Source organism: Streptomyces viridiviolaceus, assembly GCF_014650995.1.
Lineage (GTDB): Bacteria > Actinomycetota > Actinomycetes > Streptomycetales > Streptomycetaceae > Streptomyces > Streptomyces viridiviolaceus.
This window is the reverse complement of the sequence record NZ_BMWA01000040.1, coordinates 28480-49162: the sequence shown is the minus strand read 5'-3', so window position 1 is coordinate 49162 and position 20683 is coordinate 28480. Positions and strand designations below refer to the sequence as shown.

General features: G+C 71.1%; 14 protein-coding genes and 2 pseudogenes. 12 read left to right on the top strand and 4 right to left on the bottom strand.

The features are described 5' to 3' along the window. Positions 1-328: 328 nt before the first annotated feature. The 4 genes and pseudogenes from IE260_RS37535 to IE260_RS37520 form a co-directional block, all read right to left on the bottom strand. Positions 329-798: pseudogene (locus IE260_RS37535) on the bottom strand (ATP-binding protein); the annotation flags it as partial. Between the two features lie 196 nt (positions 799-994). Further along, entirely contained in the window at positions 995-1525 is a 531-nt protein-coding gene (locus IE260_RS37530; RefSeq protein WP_189880317.1) for a hypothetical protein, read from the bottom strand. Between the two features lie 880 nt (positions 1526-2405). Further along, on the bottom strand, positions 2406-3917 hold the full coding sequence (locus IE260_RS37525) for a hypothetical protein (protein ID WP_189880315.1): 1512 nt from the start codon (positions 3915-3917) through the stop codon (positions 2406-2408). A gap of 502 nt (positions 3918-4419) precedes the next feature. After that, on the bottom strand, positions 4420-5334 hold the full coding sequence (locus IE260_RS37520) for a hypothetical protein (protein WP_229881711.1): 915 nt from the start codon (positions 5332-5334) through the stop codon (positions 4420-4422). Between the two features lie 574 nt (positions 5335-5908). Here IE260_RS37520 and IE260_RS37515 point away from each other — a divergent pair. The 12 genes and pseudogenes from IE260_RS37515 to IE260_RS37460 all read left to right on the top strand — a co-directional run bounded on the left by IE260_RS37515 (position 5909) and on the right by IE260_RS37460 (position 20673). After that, complete coding sequence (locus IE260_RS37515) at positions 5909-6844, top strand: conjugal transfer protein (protein ID WP_189880313.1); 936 nt, start codon at positions 5909-5911, stop codon at positions 6842-6844. 2 nt (positions 6845-6846) lie between these two features. Continuing rightward, positions 6847-7182 carry a hypothetical protein gene (locus IE260_RS37510; protein ID WP_373303460.1) on the top strand — a complete coding sequence of 112 codons (336 nt, stop codon included), beginning with the start codon at positions 6847-6849 and terminating at the stop codon, positions 7180-7182. Continuing rightward, entirely contained in the window at positions 7179-7736 is a 558-nt protein-coding gene (locus IE260_RS37505; protein ID WP_189880310.1) for a hypothetical protein, read from the top strand. Before IE260_RS37510 ends, IE260_RS37505 begins: the two co-directional genes overlap by 4 nt. Then, a complete protein-coding gene (locus IE260_RS37500; RefSeq protein WP_189880308.1) occupies positions 7733-10423 on the top strand; it encodes an ATP-binding protein in 2691 nt (896 codons plus the stop codon). The genes IE260_RS37505 and IE260_RS37500 overlap by 4 nt, the downstream gene beginning before the upstream one ends. Beyond that, positions 10423-10788: a hypothetical protein gene (locus IE260_RS37495; protein WP_189880306.1), complete on the top strand. Its 366-nt coding sequence runs from the start codon at positions 10423-10425 to the stop codon at positions 10786-10788. The genes IE260_RS37500 and IE260_RS37495 overlap by 1 nt, the downstream gene beginning before the upstream one ends. A 1-nt stretch (position 10789) precedes the next feature. Then, positions 10790-13570, top strand: a complete 2781-nt coding sequence (locus IE260_RS37490) for a hypothetical protein (protein WP_189880304.1) — start codon at positions 10790-10792, stop codon at positions 13568-13570. Positions 13571-13617: 47 nt separating this feature from the next. Further along, on the top strand, positions 13618-14727 hold the full coding sequence (locus IE260_RS37485) for a C40 family peptidase (protein WP_189880302.1): 1110 nt from the start codon (positions 13618-13620) through the stop codon (positions 14725-14727). Further along, positions 14724-15389, top strand: coding sequence for a hypothetical protein (locus tag IE260_RS37480; protein WP_229881709.1), 666 nt, complete (start codon positions 14724-14726; stop codon positions 15387-15389). The genes IE260_RS37485 and IE260_RS37480 overlap by 4 nt, the downstream gene beginning before the upstream one ends. Beyond that, positions 15365-17980 (top strand): ATP/GTP-binding protein, encoded by a 2616-nt coding sequence (locus IE260_RS37475; protein WP_189880300.1) that lies wholly within the window; start codon positions 15365-15367, stop codon positions 17978-17980. Before IE260_RS37480 ends, IE260_RS37475 begins: the two co-directional genes overlap by 25 nt. After that, positions 17977-18892 (top strand): annotated as a pseudogene (locus IE260_RS37470) (replication-relaxation family protein). The gene IE260_RS37475 and the pseudogene IE260_RS37470 overlap by 4 nt, the downstream one beginning before the upstream one ends. Before the next feature lie 360 nt (positions 18893-19252). Then, complete coding sequence (locus IE260_RS37465; RefSeq protein ID WP_189880299.1) at positions 19253-19825, top strand: hypothetical protein; 573 nt, start codon at positions 19253-19255, stop codon at positions 19823-19825. 107 nt (positions 19826-19932) lie between these two features. Then, complete coding sequence (locus IE260_RS37460) at positions 19933-20673, top strand: ATP/GTP-binding protein (RefSeq protein WP_229881708.1); 741 nt, start codon at positions 19933-19935, stop codon at positions 20671-20673. The last annotated feature ends 10 nt before the right edge of the window (positions 20674-20683 follow it).

The window sequence follows — 20683 nt, the reverse complement described above, 5'->3', positions numbered from 1 at the left end:
GGAACCACTCCCCCAAGCCCCGATCGACCACGTCAATGCCGCCGAATCGGCCGACCGCCAGCAGCAACCGGACGCCCGGCAACGCGCGCCGTCGCCGTGTCCTCGCTCCGGATGCTTCCAAAGAGGACAACCGAGTACAACGGCGCCCGCGCCGGACGCTGCAACCCAGCTATTCGGAAGCCCCGCCGAGCCGCACCGGCGGGGCTTCTCATCGAGTGCCGCTCTCACGCGCCTATCGCCAACTGCATCGCTCCCACCGGACAGGAAGCCTCTGACCTGGCATTACGCGCCCGGTTTGGACTGCTCGGACGCCCATGGACGGTATTTACAACCTGTTGAGGAGTCGACCTGCGGCTTCGGCTGCTTTGAGGCTGCGGACCATGTCGTCGAGGCTGGTGAAGTAGATCGAGTAGCCGGCCCGGCAGGCCGCGACTGCGAGAGCGACGGCGATGTGCTCTTGCCGACCCCGGGCGGGCCCAGCAGGGCGGCGTTCGCCTAGGACTCCACGAAGGACAGGGTGGCCAGGTCTTTGACCTTGCGTGGGTCGAGGTCGGGCTGGAAGGCAAAGTCGTACTCGTCGATCGTTTTGTGGTGTGGGAGCCGGGAGAGTCGCAGGCCCTGGCGGAAGCGGCGGTCGTCGCGGACGGCGAGTTCCCCGGACAGCACCAAGTCGAGGTAGCCCATCTTTCCTTCGTCGGCCCGCCGGATGTACTCGTTGATGGTTTCGGTCAGGTGGGGCAGGCCGAGCTTGCCGGCCGTGGTGCGGATGCGGGTGCGGGTGCTGACCAGCTCGCTCAAGACGTTTCCCTCGTGCTCGGGTGGGTGGTGAAGGGGCGGGTGCCGGTCAGCTCGTCATAGACCGACAGCCTCCATGCGTGGCTGGACAACCAACGCCAGCACAGACCGACCCTCGGACTCGGGGGCAGCACGAGGGCCGGCCTCGCTTCACCGACAAGGACTGCTGCGGCAAGTCGTAACACGGCACCACCCACGTCTACTGCGGGCGGGGTAGAGGAATGTCTCCCGGCCACAAGGGGCGCCCAGCTTCCGTCCGGGCGAGCTTCCTGCCGATTTCGACCAGGACCTCGCTCCGGTCGACGGGCCCGAAGACCTGGTAGCCCTCGGTCGTCGGATCGTAGGCACGGACCTCGCTGCGCGGGCCTGAGCACACCAGCGCGCGGGCGATGGGCGGCAGACCCAGGCCGAGAGCGTCGCACGCGCTGTCCTGGGTGAGCTGGAGCAGGTCCGCGGTGATCGCTGCCCAGTCACCGACTTGAGGCCAGAGCGCGCCGCCGTCCAGTTCGTGGGTGAGCGTGGCCAGGGGCACGATCTCGCCCGGGCGGCGGCCGCGGGTGACGCGTTCGTGGATGCGGGTGCCGTCGGGCTGGCAGACACGGGGGTGCAGCAGAGAGGCTGCGGCCACCAGCGAGGTGTTGATCTCCTGTCCGTGGGTCGGGTAGTAGGCCTCGTGCGCGAAGAGCAGGTACACACCGCCGGTGGACTGCTCAGAACCGTGGTCGGGCATGTCGGTTTCCTCCTTCATCGGTGAAGCGGGCACTGAGGGTTCGGCTGAGGGCTAATGGCACGGGGCGGGACCGGTGCGGCCCGCCGGCTGTCTACCCCGGCCAGCCGGGGCAGGCGGAAGGCTCGTCATCGGCCGTGGGCGTGAGGATCTCGGCAGTTTGGGCGACGAGTTGCAGCATCAATCGTTCCCGGGTGATGAGCACGCCGGAGACGGAGAGCGTGTCACGGCGCTGGAGGAGGTCTGCCGTGTCGAACAGCTGGTGGTGGCTGATCTGAAGGGCGCACTGTACCTGGTATTGGTCGCTGCGGGCGGCCGCGTCGTTGAGCGTGGCGTGCAGGGCGGCCAGGCGGTGGAGGTAGCGGCAGGCGGGCCGGCGTCGAGGATGCGGACGCTCTCGCCGACGCGGGCATCGAGTACGTCGGGCAGGTGCTCCACGAGCAACGGGCCAGGGCGGCCGCCGGCAAAGTGATGGTGAACGGGATGCCGTGCAGACTGGCGAGGGTGGCCGCGATCAGGGCGAGAACCGTGACAGCGGCCGTGCCCGGCCGTACGGCCAGTGGGCCGAGGCGGATCCGGTGTGCCGGCCGCCTCGTGAGCCAGCGCAGGCCAAGGCGCTGGGCGCGGGTCGCGAGCGGGCTGAACACGGCGATCCGGTCAGGGTGCTTGGGGCTGGCCCCGTCGGCCGGAACCGTCCAGTCGATCCACCCCCATCCCGTCCGTTCACGGATCAGGACGGGCTCGCAGCCCTCCGCGCATCCGGCGCCGCAGCAGCCGTGGCCGCTGCGCAGCGCGCAGTCCTGTTCCCTCTCCCACCTCCGCGGCTGCTGCCGGAAGGGGCGCAGCCCCGGTGCAGGCCCGGTGGCCGGTGGTGTCCGGGTGGTCATGGCGTACTTCCCTCCGTCGGGCCGGTGAAGGTCGTGGCGCAGGTGGTGCAGCGTCCGTCGCCGTGGGGGTGGGCGCGGCGTGGGGTGGGGCCGGGGCAGGTGCGGCACAACGGCCAGTCGAGGCAGGCCGGGCAGAGGTCTTCGCCGGGGGCGGTGCCGGGGACGCCGCAGCCGGCGCATTCGACCAGTGCGCGGTAGGTCAGGGCTTCGGTGACTGTGCGGGCCGCGGGAGCCGTGAACGACCGCTCGGGCGTCGAGGGAACGCGCCGCTCGTCGTCCAGGACGTCGCCGGAGTGCTCTGGGCCGGTGAGGGTGGCGGGTGGTGGGTAGGCCTGGGCGGCGCGCAGACGGGCGGCGATGATCGCGCCGACGCTGGTACGCACCGGGGCCGGCAGGGGGCGGCCGGCGATGACGTGGCGCAGCTGGGCGCTGGTCCAGCCGGACTCCAGCATCACGGTCACGACGCGGCCCTGATCGGTCAGCGCCTTCCCGGTCAGCAACAGCTCGGGCTGAGCGGCTCCGATCTCCAGCAGCAGCTGGATCCCGGGATGCATCTCATCAGCCGGAGGCACGGGCGGGATCGCCGGCAAGGCGTCGGGCGCCGAAGGTGCCGCGGGCGAGCTGTCGGCCGAGGACGCTGCTGCGTCCGGCCGGCCCGTCCCCGAGGAGACGGCCGAGCTGGCGGCGCGGTCGCAGGGACGGAGGGGTCTGGTCTTCTGCTTGGTGGTCTTCTTTCTGTTGGTCTTCTTAGTGCCGGGATCAGCCAACGTAGGTTCATCCACTGGTGGATAACCCGACTCTGGTTGTGACCTGCGGCTTTGCAGGGCGGGCAGGTCGGTGATGAAGTACACCGCCGCACCGAGGGTTCCGTCCTGGCCGCGCTCGCGTTCGCGGACCAGGAAGCCGTGCTGTTCCAGTTCCTTCAGCCCACTCTTGACGGCCGCCTCGCCGTCACGGCCGCAGCGGGCGAGGTCGGCGACCGTCATCCGCCAGCCCTCCCGGTGCGTGGAGAGCAGCCCGAACAGCCCCTTCGCCTTGAAGGACAACCGGGCCGTGCGGAATAGACCGTTGGCGATCTGCGTGAACTGATCCCCCGCCATCACCCCGCGCCGGATCCCCGCGCCAAACCCATCGGCCGACCCGGCCTCCAGGCCCCCAGCCACCGAGCGGGCCCCGGACGGCACGTCGCTCAGGACGGCTGGGTGGTCGGTGATGCAGTAGACGCTCTGCCCGAGGGTGCCATCCGGGCGGCGCAGGCGCTCACGGAGCAGATAGCCGTGCTCCTCCAGTTCCCTCAGGCCGACGCGTACCGCTTCCCGGCCATCGGGGCCCATGCGGACGAGGTCGGCGATCGTCACCTGCCAGCCGCTGCGGTGCGTGCTGACGTACCCGAAGATCCCCTTTGCCTTGTAGGACAGTCGGCCGTCACGGAACAGACCGTTGGCGATCTGCGTGAACTGATCACCGGCCATCACCCCGCGCGTGATCCCCGCACCGAAGCCGCTCACCGCGGCTCCCCGCACACCGGGTACACGCGGCCGCCGAGGACCTTCAGCCGGACCACGGCCACGAGCCGGACCAGGCCACCGGATGAGGAGACACACACAAGATCCATGACGGTCAGCCCACCGGCCACCCCCGACCAGGCAGACGACCACAACCCCCGACCACCGGTCACGAACTGACAACAAGCACACCGGCCTGCCATGGTCGGACCCATGGTCGGCCCAACCACGGGTCTCACCGGGCACGGCAGGGATGCACGCTCGCGACTGCTCAACGCCCCCGACGTACGCGGTGCGCAGCCGCTGCACAACGCAGGCCGGGTTCTGCACAGTCGGCGTGGGAGGGCGGTTGTGCACAGCAAGAGTTAGCGCTCACCGTCCTCCCCTCACGCCGGGTACGCGCGAGGGCTGGGCCCTCAAACGACGAGATCCAGGACAGTGACCTCTCCCCCGCCCCGACCAGGCAGCCGCGTCAGGTTGGCGGATCTCTGCCCGACTGGGCGCGCTACGTCCGGGCCTGGAGCAGGGCCAGCACGGCGGCGGCGTAGGCGCGGGATCGGTCCCAGACGGCGAAGTAGTCGGTGTGCAACTGGTCGAACTCCTCATCCCGGCCCGGCTGGACACGGATGCCGCGGCTGCGGCCGAGAACGCGGTCGGCGCGGCGGCTCGCTTCCGGGCTCAGGCCGCGGATCGGCGGCAGTGACCGGCCTCCCATGAGCGTGCCGTCAGGGATGAAAGATTCATAGAGACTGTCGCGTTTCCGGTAGCCCACGCGGCTGGCCTGTAGCAGGCGTGCCTGCTTGGCGACTTCCTGCACCAGCGGGTCGTCCGGGCTCTCGAGCCGAAGCTCGGGGCCGGGAGACGGGATCGCCCGCCAGATGCCGGCGTAGGTGGCGTTGATGGTGTTCATCCACCACTGGGGCACGTAGCGGCCGGGCACGATGCGCGGCCGCGGCAGGTGACGAGGTGCCCGCTTCCCGCCTGCGCGCCGGGTGAGGATCGTGCCGGCTGCGCGCAGCAGGGCGCCGTCGTGTGCCTTGCTCAGGGCCACCGCGACCCGGATCTCTCGGCTTGCCGCCTTGTACTGGGGGGTCTGCACGTACGCGCGGCGCCGGCGCTCGTATTCGGCGGGCTCGAAGTCGTCACGATGCGGGCTCTGGGCGAATGCGGCCTCCTTCGCGTCTTCGACGCGCTGGGCGGCTGCCCGGGCTCGGTCGAGCTGAAGTCCGAAGCGTTCGACAGCCGCCGGCCACGGGTCCCCCACCACTTGCTGATCCCCTTCCCGCTGGTTCTCGGGCGGCCAGGCTATCGGTCCGAGGGCCACCTGCGGCGCCGTCGGAAGTGGCTTGGCTCCGTCGTCCGCGTCGGTGCGGCCGTCGCCGCGCTCGGTCCCCGACCACCCGTCGCGAAACCGCGGCATGCGCACTGACCAGCCATGGTCGGCCCCATGGTCGGGCCCATCCCGCACCCCCGACCAGACGAGCCGCCACCACCCCCGACCACCCGTCGCGAAAGCGCGGCATGCGCACTGACCAGCCATGGTCGGCTCCATGGTCCGGCCGACCAAGGGGCCTTTCGCGTGCGTGGCGAGTGTGCGCACTCGCGGCTGCGCAACGCCCCGGCGCTCAATGTGCAGGTGGCTGCGCAACGCGTTGGGGGTCCTGCACAGTCGGCGTGGGAGGGCGTTTGCGCACAGCGGGGATGCGCAGTCGCCTCAGGCTGCGCAGTCGGTCCGCTGGTGCGCAGCCGGGAGCCCCGCCGTCGTCTTCCCGGGTGCCGGCGCGTGACTTCTCCTCCCTCGCCGCTGTGGTGGGTGGGGTCCGGTCGGACCTGTGGGTCGTGGTCGGGCCCTTGGTCGGGGTTGTGGTCGGGCCGACCACGGGTTTCGTGACCTGTTCGTGATCGTGGTCGGGGTTGTGTGGTCGGTGGTCGGGTCGGGGCTGATGGATTTCCTCTTGGTCAGCAACAACCGTTCCTGACCTGGGAGTTTGACCATGCCCCCTGGCAAGAAGGCTTCGCGGAGCGAGGCCGTCCCCGCGATTGCTGCGGGCGTCGAGCTGGAGAAGATGCGGCGGCGCGTGCGTCTGTCGCGCCTGGCTCTGTTCACCGCGATCGCGGCCGGCCCCATTGCCCTGGGCGTCGCGGTGACGTCCGGCCCGGCCACCGCCAAGGCTGCCGCCCCCCACAAGCCGGCCCCGGTGCGCACTGCAGCGGACACGGCCGACCCCACGGGCTATGCGCAGATGTTCATCGACGCGTGGCTGCGCAGCAACGCGGATGAAGCGGGCAGTGCGCAGGCGCGTCTTGCACAGTCCCTCGCACCGGACGTCGCGCTGCCGGATCCTGCAGCCGGTGCACCGTCCAAGCTCCGGTCCGTGACCGCCGTGCGCAGTGTGCAGCGCAACGGGAGCGCGTGGGCGGTGACGGTGGCTGCGCAGTACGCCGACAGCACGGTGCGCTACTTCGTCGTCCCCGTGGCCACCGACCGGACGGGTGTCTCGTTCGCGGTGACCGGTGCTCCGGGGGTCGTGGCCGGTCCGGCCCGGGCCACGGTGCCCGCATCCCCGTACACGGTGAGCGTTCCTTCCGACGGTGCCCTGTCGTCGACGGTGGGTGAGTTCCTCGGCGCCTACCTCACCGGCACCGGAGAGGTCGACCGCTACCTCGCGCCCGGGGTGAAGCTCACGCCCGTCTTCCCCGCCCCCTACCGGGCGGTCACGGTGCGGGAGGTGTCGGCTGTCGAGGAGGCCGCGGCCGCCGGGCAGGTGCCGGCCGACGGGACGAAGGTCCGGGTCATGGTGCAGGCCGAGGCGCGTGATGACGCCGGCCGGTGGCCGCTGGCCTACGAGCTCGCGCTCACGGCCCGCTCCGGCCGGTGGGACGTCGCCTCGCTGGAGTCCGGGACCGTCCAGGGCGGGGGTGCGCGGTGAACATGGTGCGCGACGTAGTGCTGGCCGGGCAGCTGGACGATCTCGGTGACAGCTGGATCACCATGTTCGAGGACTGGGCGACCAAGGGCCTGCAGGCCGGACTGATCGTGCTGGTCGTCGTGATCATGGTCCAGAGGTTCAGCCTGAAGGCCGGGATCGGCGCTCTCCTGCTGATGATCATCGCGCTGGGCTTGTACGACTCCCGTGAGGATCTCGCGGATATGTTCACCGACGAGGTGAAGAACCCCGCCAACGGCGCCCCCGCCGTCCCGGGACTCGTGCAGGGGACCGACCCGGCCGCGCGTGTGGGCTCGGGTGGCGCGGGAGGGCTGCTGTGAGCGCGGCTGCCGCGAGCAGGGTCGGGCGTTTCTACACGACCGCGCGCCGTCATCCGTGGGTGCTGGGGAAGGTGGCCGACTGGAAGATCCCGCTCGGTCCCTACACTCCCGCGCAGATCGCCGTCCTCGTCGGTGGTGGCTTCCTCCTCGTCAAGACCATCAGCTGGTGGTCGTGGATGGGCCCGGTTCCCGTCGTGGCCTGGGTGCTGGCCGTGTGGGCGGTACGCCGGCCCAAGGTCAAAGGGCGTGCCCCGCTGCAGGCGGCGCTGGGCTGGCTGCTGCTTGTCTGGCAGCCACAGGGCGGCCGGACGGGTGGCAGGGCCGCCCGCGACCACGCCGCCCGCCCCGTACTGGGCGGCTTCACCCTCGAGGGAGCTTGTCCGGCTGTTCCTGCGACGGTGCGGGAGCGCGCCGCCCAGGAGCCGGATGACGTCCGGGCCCGGGACGGCCGCCGGTCGGCGGTGTTGCCTTCTCAGCCGCTGGCGCGGCCGGTTCCGGAGTCGGGCGTGCAGCAGCTCCTCGCGCTCGCCGGACAGGGCGGGGGTGTGCGGTGAGGGTTCCGGTCCGTCACATCGCCGGGCACCTGGTCTGGTCGACACAGGGCAGCGTGTGGGCCGTCTACCGCCTGCACCCCGGCCCCGACGCGAAGGGGCAGCGGGCGGAGACGGTTCAGGGCACCTACGTGCCCGCCGCGGTCCGGGATGAGCAGCTTGCCAAGGTCACGCATTTGGTGCGGTCGTTGTCCGGGGCGCCGCGGTTGTTCGGGCTGTGCGCGCAGGTCGATCCCGGCGAGGTCGCCCTCAGGATGATCGAGGGCATCGAGCCGGCTGGGCAGGCTCCGGGTGAGGGTGCGCATCCGTGGGTGGAGAACGTCGAAGCGACCCTGGATCTGCTGGAGGGCCAGGAGATGCACCGCCGCACGCTGTGGCTGGCGGTGCCCCTGCAGAACACCGCCGCAGGCGGGCAGGTGGCCACGTCGCTGGGAGCGATGTGGGCAGACGTCGCACCCGTGCTGGGCATGCGGGCCGCGCCCGTGGCGCGCCGTGAGGTGAGCGCGTACCGCGAGCAGGCGTCGCGGGTGGAGGCCGCGCTCGCCGGCGGCATCGCGTTCCGTCCAGCCCGTCCGGCGGAGATCGTGTGGATGATCCAGCACGCCCTGCACCGCGGCCTGACAGAGCCGCTGTTGAGCGAGGCCGAGACCAGCGACCTGTACGGCGGGCACGTGCAGGGCGGGGTGCTGCGCTCCCCCAGTTACGCCGACCTCGGCCAGGCACGCCTGCAGGAGGGCGGCATCGACCCCGGGCTGGACGATGCCGACGAGCTGAAGGGCGCGGGCCGTATCACGCGGTCGGGCCGTTCCGCCTGGTGGCGGCTGCAGGCCGGGTCGCCGCTGCGGCGGCGGTGGCTGCAGGTCGAGTCCGATGCCGGGGTCGGTTACCAGGCGCAGTTGGCGTTGGCCGAGTGCCCGCCCGCGGTCGGTGCGGAGGCCGCGGATCTGTTCGCTCAGCTGGAGATGCTCGACTTCCCGGTCGACTACGCCGTCGACCTGACGCTCGTGCCGGCGGAGAAGGCGCGGGATCAGGTGCGGCGCAAGAAGAACGAGCTGATCGACCAGGCCGACCAGTACGACGCCCGGCCCACCGGCATGCCCGCCTCACTGACTGACGCCGCCCGGGACCTGGGTGAGCTGGATGCCCGGCTGTCGCGCACCAGCGTGGAGGTGGAGGTGCAGTCGGTGACGGTGCTGACGGTGTGGGGGCCGACCGCCGCCGTCTGCGACGCCCGCGCCCGGGCCCTGGCCGCGCTGCTCAGCGGCGCCGACTACCGGGCTGTACGGCCTGCCGGACTGCAGGAAGCCCTGTTCGCCCTGGGGCTGCCCGGGACCGCGCGGCCGGGCGTGCTGCGGGAGTTCACCCAGCACCAGGTCTCCGAGGACTGGGCGCTGTCCGGGGCTTTCACCACCAGTGAGGTCGGCGATCCGAACGGGATGTTCCTGGGCCTGGACCTGGACTGCGGCACCACCCGCCCCGTGATGATCAACGTGGCCGACGCGCCCAAGCAGGACGCGTCGGCGTCGATGGGCATCGTCGGGGATCTCGGGGCCGGCAAGAGTGTGCTGCAGAAGCTGATCGCGGAGGCCGTGTGGGCGCGCGGCGGCTGCGCGATCTGCATCGACCGCACCCCAGTGCGCGAGTGGGCCACCTTCGCCCGCAGCGCCGCCCGGGGCCGGGTGCAGATCGTCGACGCCGCAAGGGCCGAGGTGTCCATCGATCCGCTGCAGATGTTCGACGGCCCGGAGGGCCGCCACTACGCCCTGTCCTACCTCACCCTCCAGCTGGGCATCGGCCCGATGAGCACCAACGGCGAGGTCCTCCACCACGCCGTCGAGCGGGCCGCCGCCGGCGACAAGCCGTCCATGCAGCGGGTGGTGAGTGTGCTGGAGGAGATGGCCCGCGCGGAGGCGGGCAGGCGGCAGGACGCGGCGGCCACCCTCGCCGGTCTGATCCGAGTCGTGGCGACCAACCCGCTGGCCCGGATGGTGTTCGACCCCACGCTGCCGCCGGTCAGGCTGGATGCCTCCAGCGCCTCCGACATGATCGTGATCACCACGGCCGGACTGAAGCTGCCGCCCAAGGCCGCGTTCGACAACCCCGACGTCCTGCACCAGCAGCCGCTGGAAGCCCTGATCGGCCGCGCGGTGCTGTATCTGATCGCGGCGCTCGCCCGGCAGACCGCGTTCGAGGAGCCTCAACGGTTCACCGCCGTGGTCCTGGACGAGCTGTACTGGCTCACCTCGTCCGCGGAGGGCACCGCGCTGGTCCACGAGATCCTCCACGACGGCCGCAAGCACGGCGCCGGCCTGATCGCCGGATCCCACGACGCCGAGGAACTCGGCCCCGACCGCGGCCTGATGGCCTACCGGGCACTGGCCCGCACCACCGACAGCACACGCGCCCGCCGCGGTCTCGAGTTCATCGGCCTCAACCCCGCCGACGAGGAACTGGTGCGGCTGGTGACCAGCGGACTGTCCCCCGTCGGCCACAGCGGCCGCGAAGGCGAATTCCTGCTGACCTGCCCCCGGCAGAACACCGGACGGGTCAAGACCGTCATCCCGCGCATCGAACGCATCACCACATCCATCACGACCACACCAGGACGTCAGGTGCACGCTGCTTCGCCTTCCGTGCCTGAGTCGCCCGCCGGTACGGCCGCCGAGAACCGTCCGAAGGAACACATCTGATGCCCTCTACCCGTGCCCTCTCCCGGCGCCGTGCCGCGGCCACGAGTGTCCTGACCATCGTGGTCGTCATGGTCGGCGTGCTCGTCCTGGCCGTGGGGGTGAGCGTGCCGGAGACGTGGTGGCCGCACACGGGGCAGGCCTTCGCCACGGATACTCGCCCCACGGGCCAGGACCCGTGCGCGCTGATCGTTGACCCCGCCGAAGACCATTGCGAGCACGGCACCGCGACCACTCACGCCGCCAACCCCTCCGCCGGTCGCCCAGATGTCGCCGGCGCAGTGTGGAGGCTGGCGGCTGCCGGTGCCGGCCTGGCCGCTCTCTTCGTGTGGCGTCGCCCGAGCGCTGCGAGTCAGAGGCAGCGCTGACATGTTCCGTCCCCACCGCGCGACCCTCCGCTCGGCCGGCTTCACGGTGCTGCTTGCCGTCGTGTTCGTGATGGTCAACAGCCAGGTCGTGTACGCGGCCGGCAGCAACAGCGAGACCGGTGACCTCCTGGCGCCGCTGAACATCACCTCCTCCGAGGGCGTGCCGATCAACGGCTACGAACTGAACGCCGAAGGCGGATCCATCGTCGCCTTCAAGACCCATGCCCTGGCGTTCGCCCTGTCGGGGCTGTTCACCCTGATCCGGCTGCTGGTCGGTCTGGCAGGGTGGGCGATCGAGGTCGCCTTCCGCTTCCCGCTGCTGAAGATCCTCACCCGGCCGGCGCAGGAGGTCGCCGACGCCTACAACGATGTGGTCGTCGACCAGCTCGGGCTGAAGGGGCTGCTGCTGGCGTGGGCGTTCGTGTTCGCCGGCTTCATGCTGGTGCGCGGCCGGGTCAGCCGCGGTCTGGGGGAGATCTTCCTGACCCTGCTGATCGCTGCGTTCGCCGCCTCGGCGTTCGTCCGCCCCGACTACCTGCTGGCCGCCGACGGCCCGCTTAGCCAGTCGCAGCAGGTGGGTGCCGAGGTCGCGCAACGCAGCGTGAACGCCTACGACTGGGGCGGCAAGATCGCCAGCAAGTCCCCCTGTGACGGCATGGCCGGCCGCCAGGAGCTCAAGTGCATGGAGCAAGAGGGCGAAGGCCCCGTCACGGCAGCGGAGGTGGCCCGCCCGATCCAGGACTCGGTCACCAACGCGCTGGTCGTCAAGCCGTACATGCTGCTGCAGTACGGGCGGATCCTCGACCCGGCCAAAGACTCGGACCGCAAGGCCTATGCGGTCCATCTGAAGTGGGTCACCGGCGGCTACAAGACCGGGGACGCCGAACAGGAGAAGAACGACCCCTGCGAGAAGATCAAGGGCCCCGGCAAGAGGTACTGCGAGCGCGGCGATGGCGACAACGGCACGGAAGGCGGGCTCCCCGAGTTCACCCCTGGCGGAGAACTCCTCGATGCGGCCCACCCCGTCCTCAGCGAGGAAGACCAGCAGTTCGCCGCGTTCCTCGCCGATCTGAAGAAGAGCGGCGACGTCGGCAAGGCCTGCGCCGCCTACGCGCAAAAGCCCACCTGGTGGCGGGTCGGCGGCGCCGCCCTCCTGCTGATCGGCGCGTTGTTCATCTGCGGGATGCTGCTCTCCTCCGCGATCGTGCTGCTGGGCACCCAGGGCGTGTGCGCGGCGGCCGCCGCCGCGGGCGGTGTCGCCTTCATCGCGGGCATGCTGCCGGGGCCCGCGCGCCAGTCGGTGTGGAAGTGGTTGTCGCTGTGGGGGATCGCGGTCCTGGCCGTGGTCGGGATCTGCGCGTTCATTCCGTTCTTCGGGATCGCCGTCGATGCCACCGTCACCAACGGCCCCGACCTGATGGTGGAGCGGATCCTGCTCATCGACGTCCTCGCCATCGCGGGCGCCGCTGGGCACCGCCGCCTCCTGATCGGCATCGCCTCCTTCGGACGCCGGATGGCGATGCGGATGCGGTACGCGAAGGTCGGCGGCACCCACCTGCCCGGTGACACCTCCGAACTCGGTGCCACCCTCGCTATGAACTCGCCCGCCGCGCTCGGCGGCCACGGAGGGGGTGGGCTGCGTGCCCTCGCCGGCGGGGGCGGGGGCGGCCGGTTCGGGATGCTCGGCACCCGGCAGCGGTTGATGGGCGCGCTCGGCTCCCTCGTCGACGGCGCGGGCATGCCCGTGGACACCGGCCGGATCCTTTCCGAGGCCACGGCTGAGGCCGGGCGCGGCCTGGCCCCGCTCTCCGCGGCTGCGGCCGTGGGTGGACTGGGCGCCCGGCTCGGCGCCAAGGGCACGCACTGGCTGCTGATCGGCCGCAGGCCGGACAAGGAGCAGCTGGCCAAGTGGCGCAAGCCCACCGCGGACGGAGACCCGGGCGCGGGCGGCCCGTCGGGCGGCGGGGATGGTGGTGCAGGCGGTACAGGGCCGCGTCGGCCTTCAGGCCCGCCCGACCGGTACCGCAACGAGGACGGCGAGGTCGTCGACCGGCGCAGCGGTCAGGTGCTGCACGACCAGAACAGCGACCGCACGCTGTTGTCGACCCGGGCCCACAACCGGCTGGTGCGTTTCCGCGGGTACCGCATCCTTCACCGGGGCGGCCGGGTCGCGTACGGGGCGACGGTCGGGCTGCCGGCCAACGTCCGCCGGGCCCGGTCGGGTGGTTCGCGCTACTCCCAGGACGTCCGCCAGCAGGTCCGGGTCTGGGGCAACACGCTGCGCGAGGACGGCCGTGCCTGGACCGCCACCGGACGCCATGTCGGCCGGGTCCTGCAGGAGCACGCCGACGACCGCGGCGGACCCGTACCGTTCACCGGCCGCCGCCTGCCAGCCGCATCCACGCCACGGACCGCGACCGGCCCGGAAGCAACCCCGCGCCGCAGTGCTCCACCCAGCCTTGGGCCCTCTACGGCTTCCCGAGGCCTGTCGGCCCGCGGCCGGCCAGGAGGGGCCCGGTCCGAGGGCAGGGCCGAGGAGCCACCTGCGGCAGCTGCGTCTCCGCCGGCATCAGCCCGCCGGACGGGCAGCGAGCCGGTGCCGCGCCCTGACCGTGGAGGTCCTGTGCTGCCCGGCGGTGGCAGGGCGCGCAGCCAGGCGCGCGAAGAGGCGCGGGAGCGGATGCAGGAGTTGATGCGCAGGACGGCGCCTGATGCCGAGCGTCTGCGCCAGGAGCAGTCCCGGCCGGATGGCCAGTCAGGCGAGGGGGGTGAGCAGGGGTGAGGCCTGTCCGGCGGCGTCGCCGTCTCACGCGGTGGGGGTGCGCAGGAGTGCTGCTGTTGTTCGGTGCGGTGTGCTGCGCTGCCCCGTTCGCCAACTCGGTGGGCGCGTACGTGGCCCTGGCCACCGGGGCCCGGGACGATGGCGGTGGGATCGCGGTGGGCGGCAGTGTCGCCGACATCCCGCCTCGGATGCTGGCCGCCTACCGGAACGCCGCCCAGCAGGTCGGCAGGCACGTGCCGAAGTGCCGGGGGATGCGCTGGCCGATCCTCGCGGGCATCGCCAAGGTCGAGTCCAACCACGCCATCGGCCGCAGTGTCGCCGGGAACGGCGACATCCGGCCCAAGATCTTCGGGGTTCTCCTCAACGGCTCCGGTGCGGGCGGGAACACCACCGTCTTCCCGGACACGGACGGCGGCCGCTGGGACGGCACCGCCACCGGCGAACGCGCCGTCGGCCCCTTCCAGTTCCTGCCCTCCACCTGGGACGGCGTCGGCAAAGACGCCAGCGGCGACAAGAGAGCCGACCCGCACAACGCCGACGACGCCGCCCTCGGCGCCGCCGTCTACCTGTGCGGCAACGGACGCGACCTGACCAAGCAGTCCCAGTTGGCAGCCGCGATCTTCCAGTACAACCGGTCCAACGAGTACGTCGCCAACGTGCGCGGCTGGATCGACCAGTACACCGCCGCCGCCAAAAGCCCAGACCTGGGCAACGTGTCGGGGGATGTCCGTACCGTCATCGAGGCGGCGCTCGCCCAGCGGGGTGTCCCGTACTCGTGGGGCGGCGGCACCGCCAAGGGGCCCAGCACGGGCATCTGCTGCTCCCCCAGCGGCAAAAGCGGCGCAGCCATCAAGGGCTTCGACTGCTCGGGCCTGACCACCTACGCCTACGCCCAGGCCGGGATCCGTCTGCCACGCACCGCGGCCGCCCAGGCCGGCGTCGGTCAGCGGATCCCCGCCAGCGCGGGAACGCGCGCGCTCAAGCCCGGCGACCTTGTCTTCTACGCCTACGCCCCGGGCCGCGACTCCACGATCTACCACGTCGGGATCTACGTCGGCGCGGGACAGATGGTCAACGCCGCCCGCCCCGGGACGGTCGTGCGCCTGGACGCGGTCGACGCGATGTCCGGCTACGCGGGAGGAGCCCGACTGCTATGAGCACCCCCTCGCCCCGCTCCCCGCGCCTGCTGCTGACCGCCACCCTCATCCTCACGGTGGTGGGGGCGGCCATGCTGACGTGGCCGCCCCAGTCCGGCCCCCGAGGAGCCGCCGCCCCGGTACGCCAGGCCGACACCACCCCGAAGGGCGACCCGGCGCCGTCGTCCTCCAGCGCGCCGCCCGCCGCCAGGAACACACCCAAGGTCGCCGAAGCCCCGGCGCCTACGCCGTCCATGTCCACGTCCACGTGGGCGCTGCCGCCGCACGGCGAAGGGACCGCGGGTGACCGGGCCATCCAGCAGGCCCTGAACACCGCCTGGCCCGCCGACCTCGACGCCGTCGACGAGCGGCAGCTGCTCACGGCCGGCCGCGCGCTGCTGCGAGCCGACGCGACCGGTGTGGGCCGCGACCGGTGGCCCGCCTACTTCGCCGCCTCCCAGCAGGAGGTTGCGCCGGCGTTCGCCACCGCTCGCTTCCGTATCCAGGCCGCCATCGCCCGCCAGGACGGCGCCCCCGACCGGGCGGTGGTGCACCTGGTGTGGGCGGGCACCGACCGCGGCGGCACCCACACCGACGGCCGCATCACCGACCTGCACTTCACCCGCACCAGCCCAACGAACAAGGAAGAAGGTCCCGCGTGGATCCCGCAGCCCCGTACCTGACCCTCGCCACACCGCTTGGCGACGTCGTCGGTCTGCTGTCCGGCCTGGCGGCCGCGGCAGGCTGGCTGCTCACTCACTGGTATCTCCTCGCCCTGCTCGTCGCCGGGTGCTGGGGTTTGGCTGAGTGGGTCGTGCGCCGCCTGGCACGCCGGGCGTCGGCCGAGCGGATGGCGCTGGAACTGGTGCCGGCCAGACACTTCGATCCGGGCCTGGAGGAGATCTTCCGGCGCGGGGTGCAGCTCGCCAGGGCGTCCACGTCCATGCCGTGGTGGGCACCGCGCCGTACGAAGACGGTGCAGATCAGGCTGCGTGCCGACGGGTCGAGCCCGCTGCGCTACCGCATCGAAGGACCGGCCGGAGGTGAACGGCTGCTGTCCATCACTCCGTTCGGACCGGCCGTCACCGTCCAGCGTGGCCGTCCAATCGCCGACAAGCCACGCAAGCATGTGGTGCGAGCCGAGTTCATCCTGCGAGGCAAGCCCACCGCCCCGCTGCGGGACGTCCCGCTCGATCCGGACCCGCTGCAGCCTCTGGTCGACGCCGTCTCCGACCTGCGGGCCGGACTGGGAGACCTGGCCGAACTGCGGCTCGACGTCCAGCGCGCCCCGAAGTGGACGCTGCGGGCCAGGCGGGTGCAGCTGATGTCGGACGCCCGCCGCCGGGAGCGGCGCGAGGCGCAGCGGGCGGCCCGGTGGCTGCGGCAGGACGCCGGTGGCGTGGAGGACTCGCTGGGCTGGCAGTTGCAGCAGCTGATCGGCGGCAAGCAGAACGGGGCGGGGGGTGGCCGGCGGCTGGTGATGCCGCCAGTGCCACGCCGGGTGGAACCCGCCGAAGCCTTGGGGAAGCTCGCCGACGACGACCACCTGGTGCGCGTGCAACTGCTGGTGATGTGCGCATCCGACACCGAGGGGCGGGCCGAGGCACGACTCGCTCAGCTCCAGGCCGGCCTGGACGTGTTCGGCGGCGGCTCTCGGTGGGCGATGCGCGGCTGGCACCTGGGCCCGTGGCGCCTGGGGGCGGACCGCTGGCCCAGCCGGCGCGGCTTCGAACGCCGCTGGAATCTGGGGCACTGCCAGCCGCCCCGCCCGAACTGGGTCCGCCTGGAGGAACTGACCGGTCTGCTCAAGCCGCCCACCGTGCACTGCCGGCTGCCGCTGCTCGCCGGTGACCTGCCGACCTTCGAATTCGGCAACCCGGAGCTGCTGCTGCAGGGCATCTATCGCAGTCCGGACGGACGGGAGCGCCTCGTCGCCACCTACGCCAAGGAGACGTTGTTCGAGGTGGGTGTGGGCAAGGCGGGCGGCGGCAAGACCGAGCGGGCCCTCGCGCAGGCGATCGGCTGGGCTCATGCCGGTGGCGGGCTGATGTTCGTCGACCCCCACCGCGACTCCTGGCCCCGCGCCCTGCCCTTCCTCGTCCACGACACCCTCGCGGACCGCATCGCCCTGATCGACCTGGGCGCCCACGGACCTGCCCCGCAGGTCAGCTCGTGGAACCCGCTCGACATGCGTCACGGGCAGGTCGCGCACGAGGTCGTCGAGGCCACCGCGGACGCCTTCGCCTCCGTCCTCGGCTGGGACGACGCCACAGCCCCCCGCGCGCTGACCATCTTCACCGCCGCTCTCGCCGTCCTCGTCGCCGTCAACGACGCCGCCTGCCAGGCCGGACGGCCCGAGGACCAGACCACCCTCTTCCACGTGCGGGCCCTGCTCACCGACACCGCCTTCGGTGCTGCCGCCCTCGGCGGTGTGGAGGGGCGCCTCGACGAGGAGACCCGCGCCTGGTGGCGGACCGTGTTCCCCACGCTGCCCGTCGATGCCTTCGCCGTCGTTCTCAACCCGATCACCCGCCTGGTCGCCAACCCTGTCACCCGCGCCTTCCTCGGCCAGCCGGCCGGCGTCTACAACATCCGCGCAGCCATGGACTCGAAAATGATCGTGTGGGTGTGCCCGGGCGGCAACGGACCCACCGACCGGCTCATCACCGCCCTCCTGGCCCGGGACCTGCTGCGCGCGGTCCGTTCCCGCCGGGACACCCCTGAGGCCCGACGGGTGCCGTTCCGCGCCTACTTCGACGAGCTGATCACCCTCACCGGAGCCGCACCCGAAACCATCGCAAGCATGTTCGAGGACTTCCGCAAGTACCGGGTCCACGTCCACGGCATGACCCAGCTCCTCGCCCGCCTGCCCACTCCGGTGCGGCTGTCCCTGGTGCAGAACGCCTCCACCCTCGCCTCCACCGCCGGCTCCCAGTCCGCCATCGCGCCCATCACCGCCGAATGGGGCGACGAGCCCGGGCCGGATGTCGTCGCCGCCCTGGACCGGTTCGACCATTACGTGTCACTGACAGTCAAGGGCCGCCGCGTCGGCCCGATCAAGATCACCGGACCGCACCTCGACGACGTCTTCGCCGCCTACGCCCGCCCCGACAACGCAGCGGCACTCGAGCGCGCCGCCCGCACCACGGCCGGCACCGCGTCCCTGGACGAGCTCACCACCCGCGCCAGCAGCCAGATCGGCCGGGTCAACGCCTTCCTCGCCCAGCTCGCCCCCACCACCACACCCGATACCGAGGAGAAGACCTACAAGTGACCGCCACCACCCCAACCGCGCCCACCGCTCACACCCCGAGCCCCGTCGAAACGCTCCCAAACCAGCTTCTGACCGCACTGGGGCAGCACCGGATGGCCACCACCAGCCAGCTCCACGCCCTGCTCCGCCCCCACGCCAGACGCCAGACCGTCAACACCCCGCTGAACGAGCTGCGCCGCGAGAACCTGGTCGACTACACCGTTCTCCCCCAGTCCCGCCGGACCCGCGCCTGGTATCTGACGGGTGACGGGGCCCGGATGGTGAAGGACTTCCCCGCCCTGCGAGGACGGCCGCCGTACCCGATCACCTCCGCCACCGCCGCCTCGCTGAAAACCCCCCATACCCTGACGGTGCTGCGCACCCACCTGGCGTTCGTCGCCGACGCCCGACCAGCGCGGCGACGAGCACGGCCCCCTGGACTGGACACCCGAGGTGTCCCACCCCCTCAGCGACAGCGAGAAAGTCATCACGGACGCGCTGATGCACTACACGCTCACCGGTCCAGGGCAGCGGACCAAGCTCAGGGCGTTCGTCGAGGTCGACCGCACCACCATGAGCAGTGAACGCCTCGCCTCGAAACTGATCGACTACGCACGCCTGTGGTCCTACGAACCACAGCCGGCCGGACGGCAACGCTCCCGCCAGCCGGCCCTCTCCGGCCCCTCCTGGCTGCGCTGGTACCCCGTCTACCCCCGGATCCTGTTCGTCCTCACCGGCGGCTCCCGGCAGGTCATGGACCACCGGACCAGCGACCTGCAGGCCATGGTGGCCCAACACCCACTCGTCGCAACGATGGCCCGAACGGTGCCCTTGGGCGCCGCGGTGCTCGACGACATCGAAACGCATGGGCCGACCGGCGACGTCTGGGTGCCTCTGCGTGGCGGCGAGCCGCGGTCCTGGACTGAACTGTGAAGTACAGCCTGCGGTCCGCTGGCGCGGTCAGCTGCCGCTCTCTCGAGCAAGTGTTTCAACGTATCTAGCCAAGTGGCCTGTTAGCACTAGTGACGAGCGAAGAGACAGGCAGACAAGTCGACTTCGGAAGCAGAAAGTGACCAGATACGTCCAGAGTTGTAGGGGTGAACTCCACCACCACGCTGGGAAGTTGGCTGGCAGATGCGTAATCTAGCGATCACGCAAACGCATCACCGCAGCTCGACCAGGCCGCGGAACTGAGTCGTCATGCGCAGGCGGCCGGGACATCGGCCCTAAAATCGCGCAATACGGGGAGTCCGTGTGACACGAGAACCAGAGCACCGCACAAGGCGCGGCATCGTGTGCATCCGCAAGCAGACATCCGCACTGCTCGTGGCCGGCAGCCTCATGGCCCTAGTCGGCTGCAGCGCCGATTCGTCGGCTGGCGATTCCAAGGAGCCTTCGTCCTCCACGTCTGCGGCATCTCCGTCGCCTTCTCGCACCACAGCCTCGCCCACCGCCGACCCGGGCGCCGCTATTGAGGCGGCATATCGCAGCTATTGGGATGAGAAGGTCAAGGCGTATGCCAACGGGAGTGTGCAGGGGACACAGCTGAAGAAGTTCGCCGTAGCTGAGGCGTACGCGGAGGCTGAGGCGGAGGTGAAAGCCCTCAAGACCAAAGGACTGGTGGCAACAGGTCAGCCGACGCTGGCACCGCAGGTGACTTCTGTTGACACCGACCAGAGGGTGCCGAGGGGCGCGTTGACCGACTGCGCGGACGTCTCGGACTGGAAACTCGTCCAGCAGTCCGACGGCAAGGAGGTCGAGCTTCCCGAGGAACGGCTGACCAAGTACGTCGTCAAGGCCGCGGCGGAGAAGTGGTACGGCCGTTGGGTCATCGTCAAGGTAACTCCCCAGGACAAAGCATGCTGATGAGACGAGCCAGTGCTGCGTCTCTTGCCTGCTTACTGATCACCGCCGGAGGAGCTCCCGCGTACGCGGGTGATGATCCGGATATCAGCAAGGGAACCTGCGACCTCATGTCGTTCTGCGTCGGAGTGCGCGTCCCCGGCAAGACCGGCGACACGGACAGCGGCAGCAGCCAGGGAGAGCAGACCTCCAGAGGTAAGGGGGCGGCACCTGCGCGGGACTGCCACGTACGCAAGATGGACCCCCAGCCGCCGCCTGGAAGCCAGTACTACCGCGACGGGGAGACCGTCTACGAGCGAGTATGCGTGGCCGACGGGCAGGCAGGTCTCGTCGATGTGGAGGTCGTCGGCGCCGACCCCGGGCAGAACGTGCCTGCAGTGGATCCCGAAGTCGTCGCCCAGCAGGCCGTGGACAAGATGACCCTGCTCGGCCCCGACATCGCCAGCCCGCGGGCGAACGGTAAGTACACGGTCGGCGTTCCGATGTGGATGTGGGTCAACCAGAGCGCCACGACCTTCGGACCCAACACTGCGTCAGCGTCGGCGGGCGACATCACGGTCACCGCAACAGCGAAGGTGTCGAAGATCGTGTGGCAGATGGGCGACGGCACCAGCGTGACGTGCAACGGCCCCGGCACCCCGTACACCGGCTCCGCGGACATGACCCAGTCGCCGACCTGCGGACATCTCTATTCCACGACCTCGGCCAGTGCACCTGGCGGCAGGTACGCGGTCACCGCGACGTCCACGTGGACGATCGACTGGCAGGGCGGCGGTGAGGCCGGGCAGCTGACGGAGGTCCGGCAGTCCGACGTACAGGTGCCGGTCGGTGAGCTGCAGGTCGTCAGGTAGAAGCCGCCGG

Coding starts and splice junctions, on each gene's coding strand:
- IE260_RS37480 (WP_229881709.1), top strand. CDS start 14,724: ATGAGCACCCCCTCGCCCCGCTCCCCGCGCCTGCTGCTGACCGCCACC.
- IE260_RS37495 (WP_189880306.1), top strand. CDS start 10,423: ATGCCCTCTACCCGTGCCCTCTCCCGGCGCCGTGCCGCGGCCACGAGT.
- IE260_RS37520 (WP_229881711.1), bottom strand. CDS start 5,334: ATGCCGCGGTTTCGCGACGGGTGGTCGGGGACCGAGCGCGGCGACGGC.
- IE260_RS37490 (WP_189880304.1), top strand. CDS start 10,790: ATGTTCCGTCCCCACCGCGCGACCCTCCGCTCGGCCGGCTTCACGGTG.
- IE260_RS37515 (WP_189880313.1), top strand. CDS start 5,909: ATGCCCCCTGGCAAGAAGGCTTCGCGGAGCGAGGCCGTCCCCGCGATT.
- IE260_RS37460 (WP_229881708.1), top strand. CDS start 19,933: ATGTCGTTCTGCGTCGGAGTGCGCGTCCCCGGCAAGACCGGCGACACG.
- IE260_RS37510 (WP_373303460.1), top strand. CDS start 6,847: ATGGTGCGCGACGTAGTGCTGGCCGGGCAGCTGGACGATCTCGGTGAC.
- IE260_RS37530 (WP_189880317.1), bottom strand. CDS start 1,525: ATGCCCGACCACGGTTCTGAGCAGTCCACCGGCGGTGTGTACCTGCTC.